Annotated in this window: 10 protein-coding genes; 5 read left to right on the top strand and 5 right to left on the bottom strand. The window is 62.3% G+C overall.

The window, feature by feature from the left end:
* The first annotated feature begins 85 nt into the window (after positions 1–85).
* Together I6L33_RS18095 and I6L33_RS18090 are read left to right on the top strand one after the other, a co-directional pair.
* Positions 86–643: a hypothetical protein gene (locus tag I6L33_RS18095; RefSeq protein WP_117403140.1), complete on the top strand. Its 558-nt coding sequence runs from the start codon at positions 86–88 to the stop codon at positions 641–643.
* Between the two features lie 56 nt (positions 644–699).
* Positions 700–1404, top strand: coding sequence for an SIMPL domain-containing protein (locus I6L33_RS18090; protein WP_017783052.1), 705 nt, complete (start codon positions 700–702; stop codon positions 1402–1404).
* 265 nt (positions 1405–1669) lie between these two features.
* On the opposite strand, the gene I6L33_RS18085 is transcribed toward I6L33_RS18090, so the two are convergent.
* On the bottom strand, positions 1670–3046 hold the full coding sequence (locus I6L33_RS18085) for an amino acid permease (RefSeq protein WP_010633582.1): 1377 nt from the start codon (positions 3044–3046) through the stop codon (positions 1670–1672).
* Positions 3047–3408: 362 nt separating this feature from the next.
* On the opposite strand from I6L33_RS18085, the gene I6L33_RS18080 reads away from it, so the two are divergent.
* On the top strand, positions 3409–3696 hold the full coding sequence (locus I6L33_RS18080) for a hypothetical protein (protein ID WP_005302535.1): 288 nt from the start codon (positions 3409–3411) through the stop codon (positions 3694–3696).
* Positions 3697–3786: 90 nt separating this feature from the next.
* Here the strand turns inward: I6L33_RS18080 and I6L33_RS18075 are convergent, their stop codons facing one another.
* Positions 3787–4599: a pyruvate, water dikinase regulatory protein gene (locus tag I6L33_RS18075; RefSeq protein ID WP_005302533.1), complete on the bottom strand. Its 813-nt coding sequence runs from the start codon at positions 4597–4599 to the stop codon at positions 3787–3789.
* Between the two features lie 308 nt (positions 4600–4907).
* Between I6L33_RS18075 and ppsA the strand changes: the two genes are divergently transcribed.
* Both ppsA and I6L33_RS18065 read left to right on the top strand, forming a co-directional pair.
* A complete protein-coding gene (gene ppsA / locus I6L33_RS18070) occupies positions 4908–7286 on the top strand; it encodes a phosphoenolpyruvate synthase (RefSeq protein WP_216973057.1) in 2379 nt (792 codons plus the stop codon).
* Positions 7287–7586: 300 nt separating this feature from the next.
* Entirely contained in the window at positions 7587–8564 is a 978-nt protein-coding gene (locus I6L33_RS18065; protein ID WP_211051876.1) for an AraC family transcriptional regulator, read from the top strand.
* 95 nt (positions 8565–8659) lie between these two features.
* Here I6L33_RS18065 and I6L33_RS18060 read toward each other — a convergent pair whose 3' ends face one another.
* From I6L33_RS18060 to I6L33_RS18050, 3 genes are all read right to left on the bottom strand, one after another.
* A complete protein-coding gene (locus tag I6L33_RS18060) occupies positions 8660–11041 on the bottom strand; it encodes a glycoside hydrolase family 3 protein (protein ID WP_216973056.1) in 2382 nt (793 codons plus the stop codon).
* A gap of 413 nt (positions 11042–11454) precedes the next feature.
* The gene (locus I6L33_RS18055; protein ID WP_017764168.1) at positions 11455–11913 is read right to left on the bottom strand and encodes a hypothetical protein; all 459 of its coding nucleotides are present in this window, start codon (positions 11911–11913) and stop codon (positions 11455–11457) included.
* Positions 11914–11930: 17 nt separating this feature from the next.
* Complete coding sequence (locus I6L33_RS18050; protein WP_216973055.1) at positions 11931–13805, bottom strand: S8 family serine peptidase; 1875 nt, start codon at positions 13803–13805, stop codon at positions 11931–11933.
* Between the last annotated feature and the right edge of the window lie 108 nt (positions 13806–13913).

The following is a 13913-nucleotide window of genomic DNA, read 5'->3' as shown; positions in this document are numbered from 1 at the left end:
CAGTGAACGGGGCCGGGCCATGCCTGGCCCCTGTTTTTTGACTGAGGGGGCGGCTAAGATAGCGGCAGTACAGGAGAGGGTCACCATGCAGTCATTTAATTGGATCGATATCGATGGCATTCGCTATAGCTGGGACGGGCAGGGCAGCATTACCTGTACCGGCCAGTTTGGCTATCACGCCACGATGGCGGGTGATCGGATTGATGCGCTGGATCTGGAGAGCGATGATGGCGAGGTGGCGGGTTCACTGAATGTGGACTTTGCAGCGGCAACCATTTCCTTCACGCCGGCCCAGGGTGAGCAGCCACCTCATATGATGGTGCTGGTTGGCCATGAGCAGGGGGAGCAGGAGTATACGCTGCAAAGTCTGAGCGATATCAGCCTGCAGGATCTGCTCGGTCATTCCGACAACATCGACTGCGCCCCTCTGACGGTGGATACCATGGCAGACCCGGTTACCCCGCTGGCCGGACATGTTCTGTCGTGGGACTCCTTCCACTTTGATGATGATGTGCTGCTCAGCTCCCGCAGTGCCTCCCCCGTAACGGCTGGCCATCCGGAGCAGGCTGGCAGTGAGATCAGCATCAATATCGACATGACCAATCAGGTACTGGATCAGATCCCGCCGTTGCACGATATATGAATCCCATTCGGCGACGGGCATAATGACCTCACTCCAATAGATTGAGGTCTTTTTTTATGTGGCGTCCCCTTCTTACCCTGTCCGCTCTGGTGGTCAGTGCTCCCCTGTTTGCCATCGAAGTGCCGCAGGCTCCCCATCTGGTGGTGAGCGGCTATGCCGAGCAAAAAGCAGAGCCCGACATGCTGACCCTGAATGTCTCCGTGACAGCGCTGGAGAAGCAGGGCATCAAGGCCAAACAGCAGGTGGATGGCAAGGTCGCCGCCTTCTTTGGTCAGCTCGAAGGGCTGGGCATCAAGCGCACTGACGTTGAGGCGGGTAATCTGGTGATCTCCCCGGAGTATCAGTATCCGCAGAACAAGAAGCCGGAACTGGTGGGTTATCGTGCTCAGCGCCAGCTGGCGGTCAAGCTCTATCAACTCGACAAGCTGAGCGAGCTGATGGATACCGCGCTCAAGGCCGGGCTGGAGTCCGTTTCCCAGATTGAATACGGCCTAAAGACACCGCAAGCCATGAAAGAACAGGCTCGCCTCGGTGCGGTTGAGGATGCCAGAAGCAAGGCGGAGTCGCTGGCCAAGGCATTTGGCATGAAGCTCGGCAAGGTTTACAGCGTCGAATATCGCAACAATACCCCCATGCCGATCTACAGCCGGGCTCTCAAGGCTGCCGCCATGTCGCCCGCCGCCGACATGATGGAAAACAGCTATCAACAGCAACAGATCAGTATTACCGACAACGTGGAAGCCGTCTTCCTGCTGGAATAATCCAGCGGCTTTCGCCCCTTGTATCTTCCAAGCCCGAGCCCAGTGTCTCGGGCTTGTTGCTTTCCGGGCGCTGCCCTCTTGCAGGCAGATTTTGCCGGGCTGTGACGGCCCGCGCTTGAGGTTGACCCGGCTCTGGGCCATCTGCATATGGTGTCATCTGCATAGGTGAAGAGGGGGGGCCGATATGGATGTTGGTTCGCGGAGGGAACGCCGGCCAGAAAAATGCCGGTCAGTGACCGGCATTGAAGAGGAGCGAGGAAAGGGGTTAGCCCAGGTTGGCCGCGACGCGAGCCTGGCGCTTCTGCTTGAACTGATAGCCGATGGCCAGCACGATGATCCAGACCGGGATGAGCAGTACCGAGATCTGGATGCCCGGGGTCAGATACATGATGACCAGGATGCCGGCCATGAAGGCGAGGCAGAGATAATTGCCGAACGGATACCAGAACGCCTTGAACTTGGGAACCACGCCTTCGGCCTGCTTGCTCTTGCGAAACTTCAGGTGCGCGAGGCTTATCATGGCCCAGTTGATGACCAGGGCGGAGACCACCAGCGCCATCAACAGCTCGAACGCCTTGCCCGGCATCAGGTAGTTGATGAGTACGCACAGCAGGGTTGCCGCCGCGGAGACGGAGATGGCCACCACAGGCACACCGCTCTTGTTGGTCTTGAGCAGGCTGCGCGGGCCGTTGCCCTGCTTGGCCAGACCAAACAGCATGCGGCTGTTGCAGTAGACACAGCTGTTGTAAACCGACAGGGCTGCGGTCAGTACCACCATGTTGAGCACGGTGGCTACCAGATTGCTGTCCAGTGCGTGGAAGATCATGACGAAGGGACTGCCGCCTTCTACCACCTTGCCCCAGGGGTAGAGGGACATCAGCACGGCTAGGGCGCCGATGTAGAAGATGAGGATCCGGTAGATCACCTGATTGGTGGCCTTGGGGATGCTCTTCTCGGGATTGTCGGCCTCGGCGGCCGTGATGCCGACCAGCTCGAGCCCGCCGAACGAGAACATGATCACCGCCATCGCCATCACCAGACCGCTGATGCCGTTGGGGAAGAAGCCGCCCTGAGCCCACAGGTTGCTGACGCTGGCGTCCGGGCCGCCGTTGCCGCTGGCCAGCAGGTAGCCGCCAAAGCCAATCATGCCGATGATGGCCACCACCTTGATGATGGCGAACCAGAACTCCATCTCGCCAAACGCCTTGACGTTGGAGAGGTTGATGGCGTTGATCAACACGAAGAAGAAGGCTGCCGACATCCAGGTCGGGATCTCGGGCCACCAGTACTGAACATAAATGCCCACCGCAGTCAGCTCGGCCATGCTCACCAGCACGTAGAGCACCCAGTAGTTCCAGCCGGAGGCAAAGCCGGCGAAGTCACCCCAGTATTTGTAGGCGAAGTGGCTGAAGGAGCCGGCTACCGGCTCTTCCACCACCATCTCGCCCAGCTGGCGCATGATCAGGAAGGCGATAAAACCGCCGATGGCATAGCCAAGCAGCACGGAGGGGCCCGCCATCTTGATGGTCTGGGCAATGCCGAGAAACAGGCCGGTGCCGATGGCGCCGCCCAGTGCGATGAGCTGGATATGGCGGTTTTTCAAACCGCGCTTCAGCTCCTCGCCGTTTTGTTGAAGATCCATTCTTCCTTCCTTACGTCTTCTGAAGTCATTCGTCTGTCATCTCGTCCGTCGGGTCACTCCATGTGACCGTGCACGGCAAAGCGTGCCTGAAACGTGACGAAATCCGTATTTATTTCGTTACGGTTGGTTGCTTTCTGTTTTTTATGGCGACTACCAACGGAAGCAGAATAGTGATAATCCATCGCGGATGCACCTGTTTTCCTCATCATTCGCTGGTTTTTTCGACGAAAAGCAGGTTTTTAGGGAGCGATGAAGCTGGCAGGGAAGTGTTTGGCTGTATTGTGAACAATCGAATGCTGCTCGGTTGACTCTTCTGGTATTTCCTGTTCTATGAAGCCTCCTGTGCAACAAGGATGCGCTTCATGCAACGTATTATTGGCAGTTTGCTGGCCGTCGCGCTGTGGCTGACCGTGTGGCTTTCGCCCCTGCTGCTGACCATGGCGGCGGGATGCCTGCTGGTGTGGGCCGTGCAGGGTGATGACTATCTGGTGATGCACTTGCGGACTGTCTTGTTGATCGCCGGTGCCATCGGCCTGCTGCCGGCCCTCTGGCTGACTGAACGGGTACGGCGGCGTCACGGTGTGCTCAACTTCTACGCCATGCTGATGAACAACAGAGAGCTGAACCGTCCGGGCTCCCAATCCCGTTGAGGTTCAGTCCACAAGCGCCGGATACAGATGTATCCGGCGCTTTTTTATTGGCGTTTGCCGTGTCGTCAGCTTGCCGGCGCGCGGCGTTGCTCAATAAAGCTGACGGCGCAGGCCGGTGGCCTCGAGGATCTTGGCGCTGATCTCCTCCACCGAGTGGGAGCTGGTGTCGAGGAAGCGGATCGCCTCCTGGCGAAACAGCCGCTCGACGCAGGCCAGCTCCTGCTCGCACTGCTCCAGCGAGGAGTAGCGGCTGTTGGCGCGGCGCTGGTTGCGGATCTCGTGCAGTCGCTGGGGGGCGATGGTTAGGCCGAACAGCTTGTGGCGATTGGCCTTGAGGGCGGCCGGCAGATCCAGAACCCCCATGTCCTGCTCGATGAAGGGGTAGTTGGCGGCGCGAATGCCGAACTGCAGCGCCAGATAGAGGCTGGTCGGCGTCTTGCCGCAGCGGGAGACCCCGATCAGGATGATGTCGGCCTCCTCGTACTCCTTGGTGGTGATGCCATCGTCGTTGGCCAGCGCGAAGTTGACCGCCTCGATGCGGTCGTCATAGAGCTTGCGGTTCTCCATGCCGTGAGTGCGGTGCAGTCTGGGCTCGGCCTTCACCCCGAGCTCGTGCTCCAGCGGGCTGACGAAGGTGTTGAGAAAGTCGTGGCTGCTGGCCTGGGCCTTGAGCACCTCCTCGCGTACCTGATGATCGACGATGGTGTGGAACAGAATGGGGCGAACCCCGGTCTGGCGGAACTGCTCGTCGATGCGCATCCGTACCTGGCGCGCCTTCTCCAGGGTTTCGACAAAGGGGATGGTGATCTGCTCGAAGGCCAGCGGAAACTGGCTCAACACGGCGTGACCGAACACTTCGGCTGTGATGGCGGTGCCGTCTGAAACATAGAATACGGTGTGCACTGGGGGCTCCTGTGAGGGGATCGGCGAGCTGGCTGGCAAGAAGTATCTCTCGAAACCATATCGTTTTTGTCAACCGGTCTGCCGTGCCCAAGTTGTGAAGTGGCTTGCAAACCTGAGTCGTTACCTTTTTGTGTTGGCATTGTAGAATGTCTGTGTCATTCGACCATCCCCAAATCTTGCTCGGGGATTTTTTTGACAATAAGTAGAAAACGTTTTCATGGTCGTTGGCAACAGTAGAAACAGACAATAACGCACATAAACTGGCGCACAAGGTGCCATGGCGGCACAGTGCCCACCAACCTGGAGACATGCAAGTGCAACAGTACGTACTCTGGTACGAGCAACTCGGAATGCAGGATGTAGAACGAGTTGGCGGCAAAAATGCATCCCTTGGCGAGATGATCAGCAACCTCTCTGGTGCCGGAGTTTCCGTGCCGGGCGGGTTTGCCACCACCGCCTTTGCGTTTAACGAGTTTCTGGAGTCAAGCGGCCTCAACGGCAAGATCCACGATCTGCTCGACAGCCTGGATGTGGACGACATCGCCGCCCTCAACCGGGCCGGCCAGCAGATCCGTGACTGGGTGATCGACGCCCCGTTCCAGAGCGAGCTGGAGCAGGCGATCCGGGTTGCCTACGACAAGCTCAGCGGCGGGCTTGACGCGTCCTTTGCGGTGCGCTCCTCCGCCACTGCCGAGGACATGCCGGATGCCTCGTTTGCCGGCCAGCAGGAGACCTTCCTCAACGTGCGCGGCATCGACGCCGTCATGATTGCCGTCAAGCATGTGTTTGCTTCACTGTTCAACGATCGCGCCATCTCCTATCGGGTGCATCAGGGCTATGACCACAAGGGTGTCGCCCTGTCGGCCGGGATCCAGCGCATGGTGCGCTCGGATCTCGCAGCATCCGGCGTCATGTTTACCCTGGATACCGAGTCGGGTTTCAACGACGTGGTGTTCATCACCGGCGCTCAGGGCCTTGGCGAGATGGTGGTTCAGGGGGCAGTCAACCCCGACGAGTTCTACGTGCACAAGCCGACCCTCAAGGCAGGACGCCCGGCGGTGGTGCGCAAGACCCTCGGCTCCAAACTCATCAAGATGACCTATTCCGGCGATGCCAGCCACGGCCGCCAGGTGCAGATCGTCGACACCGATGAGGCCGAGCGCAGCCGCTTCTGCATCACGGATGCCGAGGTGATGGAGCTGGCCAAGCAGGCCCTCATCATCGAGCAGCACTATGGCCGCCCGATGGACATCGAGTGGGCCAAGGATGGGCAGGATGGCAAGCTCTACATAGTGCAGGCGCGTCCGGAAACCGTGCGCAGCCGCCAGGAGGCCAACACCCTCGAGCGCTTCGCCCTCAAGCAAGCGGGCAAGGTGCTGATCGAGGGGCGCGCCATCGGCCACAAGATCGGCGCGGGCCCGGCGCGGGTCATCTCCTCCATCAGCCAGATGGACGAAGTGCAGCCTGGCGACGTGCTGGTCACCGACATGACCGATCCGGACTGGGAGCCCATCATGAAGCGGGCCTCCGCCATCGTCACCAACCGGGGCGGCCGTACCTGTCACGCTGCCATCATCGCCCGCGAGCTGGGCATTCCGGCGGTGGTGGGTTGTGGTGATGCCACCAAGCGCATCGAACCGGGCCAGCTCATTACCGTCTCCTGTGCGGAAGGGGACACCGGTTTCATCTACGACGGCGAACTCGACTTTGACGTGGCGGTGACCGAGGTGGGCAACATGCCGCGCCTGCCCATCAAGATCATGATGAACGTCGGCAACCCGGACAGGGCATTCGACTTCGCCCAGCTGCCGAACGCCGGTGTCGGTCTGGCCCGCCTGGAGTTCATCATCAACCGGATGATCGGGGTGCACCCCAAGGCGCTGCTGGAATTCGACCAGCAGAGCCCCGAGCTCAAGGCCACCATCGGCAAGATGATCGCCGGCTACGAGAGCCCACGCGAGTTCTATGTCGCCAAGCTGACCGAAGGCATCGCCACCCTGGCCGCCGCCTTCTGGCCGGAGCGGGTGATCGTGCGGATGTCGGACTTCAAGTCCAACGAGTACGCCAACCTGGTGGGCGGTCGTGACTACGAGCCTCATGAAGAGAACCCGATGATCGGTTTTCGCGGTGCGTCGCGCTACATCGCCGACAGCTTCCGCCCCTGTTTTGCCCTCGAATGCGAGGCGATCAAGCGGGTGCGCGATGTCATGGGGCTGACCAACGTCGAGGTGATGATCCCCTTCGTGCGCACCGTAGGCGAGGCGGAGCAGGTGATCGACATCCTGGCCGAGAACGGTCTGCGCCGTGGCGAGCGCGGCCTGAAAGTCATCATGATGTGCGAGCTGCCCTCCAATGCGCTGCTGGCGGACAAGTTCCTCGAGCACTTCGACGGCTTCTCCATCGGCTCCAATGACATGACCCAGTTGACCCTGGGGCTGGATCGGGACTCCGGGCTCATCGCCCACCTGTTCGACGAGCGCAACGAGGCGGTCAAGGCGCTGCTGGCGATGGCCATTGCCGCCGCCCGCAAGGCGGGCAAGTACGTGGGGATCTGCGGCCAGGGGCCGTCCGATCACCCGGACTTCGCCGCCTGGCTGGTCGAGCAGGGCATAGACTCTGTGTCGCTCAACCCGGATACCGTGGTCGACACCTGGCTCTATCTGGCCGAGCAGCACAAGGCGAACTGACGCAGGCTGCACTGCCCCCATCAAGATGGCGCCCACGGGCGCCATTTTTCATGACCGAACCTGACGCAACTGGTCCGATATGGCGGCCAAATGTGCCCAAAATGGCGCGCTGGCGCGTGCTTTTACACTCCGTTACATCTGCTCGCTTTGCAACCGCCCCATAATGGTCCCGCCAGCCCGCTGCCCGGGGTGGCAGGCCCGCCGTCAGTGGCGGGCCGGGGGATCACGAGCAGTTTCCTGTCAGCACGGAGGCCAGGACGGCAGATGTCACAGAGCGTATCAAACCAGGTGATCAGACGAATGCTGGGAGCCTGCCAGCAGCAGGGGGGCGATCCCGATGCCATTTTGATGGCGGGCGGCCTCACGTCGTTCGACATCGAGCGGGAGCAGGGCCGGCTGCCGGCCCACAGCCACTACCGGATGCTGCAACTGATGCAGCCCTATCTGGCCAGTTTTCACGAGACCATCCTCTCCTACGACATCGGCCAGCTCTACCAGCACTATCCGCCGCTCATCAGCCTGTGCCTGAACCAGCCCTCGCCGCGGGCGGCGCTCGAGGTGCTGCTGGCCTATCGCCCCATCATCGGCAGTTGTGACGAGCTGCGGGTGCGGCGGGGGGCGCAGGCCAGCCAATACCTGTATGTCAATCAGGGGCCCGCCAGCCTGGGGGCGAGTCAGGCCATCCCCAACTTCATCATCCTCTACCGGATTTTGCGGGTCTATCTGGCGGATCCCCGGGTCTCGGTGGGTTTCACGGGACTGCCGCCACCGCGCCATCAACTGCTGGACCAGTTCTTTGGAGCCCGCTGCCGCTGGGAGCAGGGGGAAAACACCCTGACCATCGACAACGCCCAACTCGACTGCCCCAGCCACTGCTACAACGAGCCGCTGGGTCATCTGCAACTGGCCCAGCTGGCGCAGATCTGCGCCGACATTGCCGAGCGGGCCCCCTTTGCCTGTCTGGTGGGGGAGCGGATCCGCCACAAGATCCGGGAAGGGGAGCTGGAGAGCGACGAGAGCCTGCTCAAGGAGGTGTGCGCGGCCATGAATGTCAGCCGCTGGACCCTCAATCGCAAATTGCAGGGGGAGGGGAGCAGCTTCTCCACCCTGCTGAGGGACGCGAGGGTGAGCGAAGCCTGCCGCTTGCTGGGTGAGGGGGATCAACCGCTGCAGGACATCAGCGATCGGGTCGGCTTCTCGTCCCAGAGCGCCTTCAATCGCTTTTTCAAGGCCAACACCCGAATGACGCCGCTGGCCTATCGCAACGCCCGCCAATAAGAACGGGACCGGCGCAAGGCCGGTCCCGTGGTCGGGTCATTGCTGGGCAACTGTCAGGCATGGCCGGGCTGGGTGCCCGGCCTTGCCTGCCTCTGTTAGCGGGTAACGGTAGTGACGCTGGCAGGATCCACTCCGGCCGGCAGTGCCAGTGCCCCCGGCGTGGTGTTGCTCACCACTATCTCCTTGCTCACCGTGAAGCTGATCGGCGTGCTGGCGGAGACATCCGACGAGGGGCTGATGTAGGCGCTGTAGCGACCCGGCTCCACGATCCACTGGTTGCTGGCCTCATCGAAGCTGGCGAGGATGCTGGCCGGAATGGTGAAGCTCAGCTGTTCGCTGGCCCCCGGTGCCAGTTGCGCCGTCTTGGCAAAGGCCTTGAGCTCGATGAGCGGTTTCTTCAGCTTGACCTCGGGGGCGGTCACATAGACCTGGGCCGCCTCCTTGCCTGCCACGGCGCCGGTGTTGGTGATGGTGGCGGTCAGCACCAGGTTGCCGGCGCTGCCACCCTCCAAGGTATTGCTGGCGATGGCGGGGCTGGTGTAGCTGAAGCTGGTGTAGGAGAGACCGAAGCCGAACGGGTAGGAGACCGCCTGCTCGAAGGTGCTGTAGTAGCGATAGCCCACGTAGATCCCCTCGTTGTAGTAGAGATCGTCCGGTTCGCCGTCCCCATCGGTGTCCTCGCCCGGGAAGGTGCCGGCGGAGGGAACGCTGGCGTAGCTTTGCGGGAAGCTCTGGGCCAGCTTGCCGCTCGGGTTGACCGCGCCGGAGAGTACGTCCGCCACCGCGTGGCCGGTCTCCTGGCCAGCCATGTAGGCCAGCAGGATGCCATCCACCTTGTCGCCCCACTGGGCGGTGTCGATGACGCCGTTGACGTTGAGCACCACCACCACCTTCTTGCCCTTGGCGTGGAAGGCGCTGCTCACCGCATCGATGAGGGCGCGTTCGTCATCACCGAGCAGATAGTCCCCCTTGCCGCTGCTGCGATCCGCCCCTTCCCCGGCCTGGCGGCCGATGCTGATGACGGCGGCTTGCTGGGTGGCGGCCGCATTGGCGATGAGGGCCGCCAGATCGCCGCTGATTGGCGCCTCGGCGCAGGTGTAGTAGCCCTTGGCGCCAAATTGCCCCTCGTGATAGACCTTGTTGTTCTCGTAAAAATCGCGGTAATAGCTCTGCAACGCCTCGTTGACCGGGAAGCGTGCCGCCAGTCCCTGCGCGATGGTGGTGGTGCTGGCGGCGTTCACATCCCCGCTGCCGGTGCCGCCCTTGTAGGTGTTGATCTGGTTGATGCCAAAACTGGCCAGGCTGCTGCTTGTCGCCAGCGGCAGGGCCGCGGCCTCGTTGCGCAGCAGCACCATGCTCTCGGCGCCGGCCTGACGGGCCAGTTTGGCATGGGCGGTCAGATCCGGACTGTTGCTGATGGCCAGCTGGTTGTAGGAGGGGCTCTTCATCACCTGGGTCAGGATGTGGATGGCGGCCTCGTTCACCTTGGCCTCGTCGAGCTGGCCGTGCTCGATGGATTGCTGCAACTGCTCCTTGACGTTGCCCGGCTCGATCAAATCCTGTCCCGCCAGCACCTGCTTGTAGGCGTTGTTGGCCACGTCGCCGGCAAACCAGTCGGACATCACCAGGCCGTCGAACTTCCACTCGCCGCGCAGCAGGTCGGTCACCGCATCCCTGCGCTCGTTGACATAGGTGCCGTTGACCTTGTTGTAGGAGGTCATCACCGCCCAGGGCTGGGCCTCGTCCACCGCTATCTGGAAGCCGCGCAGGTAGATCTCGCGGAAGGTTCTCGGTTCGCCGATGTCGTTGATCTGGTTGCGGTTGGTCTCGGAGTTGTTGCCGAAGTAGTGCTTGATGGTAGTGCCCACCCCGTTGCTTTCCACCCCGTTGACCATGGCGGCACCGATTTTGCCGGTGAGCAGGGGGTCTTCCGAGTAGTACTCGAAGTTGCGGCCATTGAGCGGGTTGCGCTGGATGTTCATGCCCGGGGCCAGCAGGATGTCGACCCCGTACTGGCGCACCTCGTCCCCCATGGCTTCGCCGATGGCCTTGACCAGCTTGACGTCCCAGCTGGAGGCGAGCAGCGAGCCGATGGGCCAGGCGGTAGCGTAGTAGCTGGCGCTGTCACCGTCGCGGTTGGCGTTGATCCGCACCCCGGCCGGCCCGTCCGCCAGTTTGAGGGCCGGAATGTCGATGCCGTCCGCGCTGCGCAGCACGCCGTTGATGTAACCCGCCACGCCGGGCACGTCCTGTTTGACGTTGATGGCGCCGTTGGCACTGCCGTAACCGGGGCCGGAGAGCAGGTCCAGCTTCTCGCTCAGTGTCAGCTTGGCCACCATGGCCTCGGCCTGGCCGCGGTAATAGGCATCGTCCTTGATCAGGGGATCCGAGTCATTCTGGTTGCAACCGACCAGCAGGCCGGCCAGCGCCAGGCTGACACCCAGTGAAACCGCTTTCAATTTTGTGGTAATAGGCATAAGACGTCCTCGTAACTGTCTGAATAAAAATAAAAAGGAGATATCGATACCGGGTGCAAGGCATCCGCCCGGGCTGGGCCGCTCTGCTGGCGGCTGACATTGGATATCGCAAGGAAGGCCGAACGGGCCCGTGGGCCGGCGTTTGGCTGCCCGCAGGTTAACAAGTCGGACGATGGCCGCCTTGCCCCGGGGGAGCGAGAAATGTGCCGGCGGGAGCAAGGGGGCAGAGTTGTGAGCAAGGTCGCATCGAAAGGCGGTGCCAAACCAAGGGCTGAAAGTGACAAGAGGGGAGAAGGGCAGGGGAGATGGGGAAAAAGGGGTGGCCTGATGGCCAATGACGCTGGCAACACGCGAGGGGGCCGGTGGCCCCCTCGAAGATAAGCCAAAACGTCCGGGCAGTGGCCTGGAGCGGTTTACTTGGGCCGTTTGAGGGCCCCGGCGAGTTCAATCTGCACCTTGACCCCCTCCTGCTTGAGCGCCGTGGCGACGGCGTTCAGATCGGTGCCCGGCTTGGCTTCCAGCAGGGCGATGCCGCCGCTGCTCTGTTTGAAGCGCAGGCCGTGGCGGCTGGCCAGCGCGCTGGCCTGGTTGTCATCGGCTTCCACCAACAGGGTGCCGCTGGCGGTGAGCTCCGGGCTGGCTACCCCTTGCAGCAGCACGTCGCCGCTGCGCAGGGTTTGCCGGGGCGCCTTGCCGTCTGCGCTGCGGGCGACCCGCTGCTTGCTGCCGTTGTCCGGGGTGAGGTAGGTCTGACCGTTCACCTCGATGGTGCGGTACTGCTTGCCGTCGATCACCACCGATTCATCGGCGGCGTGCACGCCGGCCGAAGCCAGGAGGCCGGCCAGGGCCAGGCCGAGTAAGCTGTGTTTCATCTTGTGACTCCTTGTGATCATGAGCGGGCGGCATCGTGGCCGATCACCCGCAGGGACCAGTTGAGCAGTTGACCCGGCTGGCTGTTGTTGCGCTCGGTCAGGGTGCTGCGGCGGTTGGTGTTGAGGTCAACCAGCGTCATCTGGCGGCTGCTGTTGGAGACGTCGGTCACCTCCAGTCGCCACTCGCCCTGAGCCGTTTCGCCATAGAACTTGTGGGAGAGCATGCGCATGTCGCGCAGCCCCTTGGTGCGCACATAACCCAGCTGCTGCCGGTCGAGGGATTGCCCCACCAGGCTGTTGTTGGGGTTGAGCAGCACGCTGCGGGTGCCGGACGGGGAGACCAACTCGATCAGCAGGTCGGGCAGGCGCTGGTGATCCAGGCTCACCGTGACCTGGACCGCTTCCACGGTCAAGGCTTGCGCCACCTGGGTGCTGGAGCGGGTGGCACTGCTGCCCACATCCGCGATGCTCCCTTCACTGCGCGGCACAGTCACCTTCTGAGCCGGCAACTGCACCAGCGGCGGCAGCGGGGTGTGGTTGGCGGCGGCCGTCAGGGTCTTGTTCACGTCGATGAGGCCAAAGCCATAGGTGGGACTGTACCAGAGGCCGGCGGCGTTGCGCTCCCACCCTTCCAGGCCGGTGACCTGGCGGGGTTGGCCGTTGGCGGCGGTATAGCTGACCTGGACCGGCTGCTGGCCGGCATCGATGCGGGTGGCGTTGCGGGCCAGCAGATCGCGCAGATCCCGCACCGACAGATCCGGATAGGCGGACATCAGCAGCGCCATGGCGCCCGAGGTGTTGGGGGTGGCTGACGAGGTGCCGTTCATCACGCCGTTGTAGTCGCAGGTGGCATCCAGCTGCGGGTTGTTGTGCAGCCGGTTGGTGCTGGGATCGTCGGTGCGGTTGTAGCCCATGTCGCAGCCGGGCAGATCCGTGGTCACCATGGCCGGCGCATCGGTACCGTACTCCCCGCCGGGGGCGCTCAGGAAGACGTTGCTGCCGACGCTGGAGTAGGAGGAACGCACTCCATCGGCGTTGATGGCGCTCACCACCAGGTTCCAGAAGTTGCTGTTGGAGGGGTCTATGTTGCTGTTCTCGAACGGCAGCTTGGGCAGGACGCCAGTGCGGCTGAACATGTAGTCACCCGCGGCGATGCGGTTGAAGCCGTTGCCTGCCGCCTTGATGTAGGCCGCGCCCTGTGCCTGCTGGGTCTGCTGTTCGAACAGGCGATCGAGCTGAACCTGATCCAGCCCGCTGGCGCTTTGCGGATCCACCAGGCTCATGCCGTAGCTCTGGTTGAAGACCCGGTTGTCGGCGGTGGCGGGGCTGCCGCCCAGCGCATAGAGCCAGTCTTTCTGCAGCTGCTTGCTGCGCTCATCCAGCAGGTTGAACCCCTGCAGCTGGACGCGAGGGGCCACCCCCAGGGTGCCGATGCGGTTGTCGACCGCCCCGATCAGGCCAGAGACCGAGGTGCCGTGGGCACTGTCCGGATCGGTCGGGGTGGGGTCGCTACTGCCGGTCACCACGTTCTTCGAGCCGGGGCGCACATTGTCGGCCAGGTCCGGGTGGGCGATGGCCAGGCCGTCATCCACCACGGCCACGTTGATGCCCTGGCCCTGCACGCCGGTACGGTGTGCCCACCAGAGGTTGAGGTCGTTGCCTGCCACGCCGCCGCGGGGGCTGAAGGCATTCTGGCCGCTGTTGAGCAGGTGCCACTGCTGATCCTGCAGCGGGTTGATGCCGGGCAGGCAGCGCTCGGCGCTGCTGCGGCCGGTATCGAGGCCGACTTCCTTGCCGGTCAATGGGGTGCAACTCTCACTCGCCTGAACTGAAGCGATGGGCAGGGCCGAGAGCAGGGCCGAGATTGCCAACGCTAACGATGTTTTTCTCATTAATAAACTCCATCTTATATCGCACCGTCCTGGGTGCGACTGGCATCTATACATGGGAAAAACAGAGTCAAAAAGAACTCATTTTCATTCTGAGATAAGGCTCAAAGA

The organism is Aeromonas sp. FDAARGOS 1403 (assembly GCF_019047325.1).
Classification (GTDB): domain Bacteria; phylum Pseudomonadota; class Gammaproteobacteria; order Enterobacterales; family Aeromonadaceae; genus Aeromonas; species Aeromonas dhakensis.
Note: the sequence above shows the minus strand (reverse complement) of the source record. Positions and strands in the feature narration are given on the sequence as shown.

Bases quoted from the DNA above. Each gene is read 5' to 3' on its own strand.
- I6L33_RS18095 (WP_117403140.1), top strand. From the start codon at position 86: ATGCAGTCATTTAATTGGATCGATATCGATGGCATTCGCTATAGCTGG.
- I6L33_RS18090 (WP_017783052.1), top strand. From the start codon at position 700: ATGTGGCGTCCCCTTCTTACCCTGTCCGCTCTGGTGGTCAGTGCTCCC.
- I6L33_RS18085 (WP_010633582.1), bottom strand. From the start codon at position 3,046: ATGGATCTTCAACAAAACGGCGAGGAGCTGAAGCGCGGTTTGAAAAAC.
- I6L33_RS18080 (WP_005302535.1), top strand. From the start codon at position 3,409: ATGCAACGTATTATTGGCAGTTTGCTGGCCGTCGCGCTGTGGCTGACC.
- ppsA (WP_216973057.1), top strand. From the start codon at position 4,908: ATGCAAGTGCAACAGTACGTACTCTGGTACGAGCAACTCGGAATGCAG.
- I6L33_RS18065 (WP_211051876.1), top strand. From the start codon at position 7,587: ATGCTGGGAGCCTGCCAGCAGCAGGGGGGCGATCCCGATGCCATTTTG.
- I6L33_RS18060 (WP_216973056.1), bottom strand. From the start codon at position 11,041: ATGCCTATTACCACAAAATTGAAAGCGGTTTCACTGGGTGTCAGCCTG.
- I6L33_RS18055 (WP_017764168.1), bottom strand. From the start codon at position 11,913: ATGAAACACAGCTTACTCGGCCTGGCCCTGGCCGGCCTCCTGGCTTCG.
- I6L33_RS18050 (WP_216973055.1), bottom strand. From the start codon at position 13,805: ATGAGAAAAACATCGTTAGCGTTGGCAATCTCGGCCCTGCTCTCGGCC.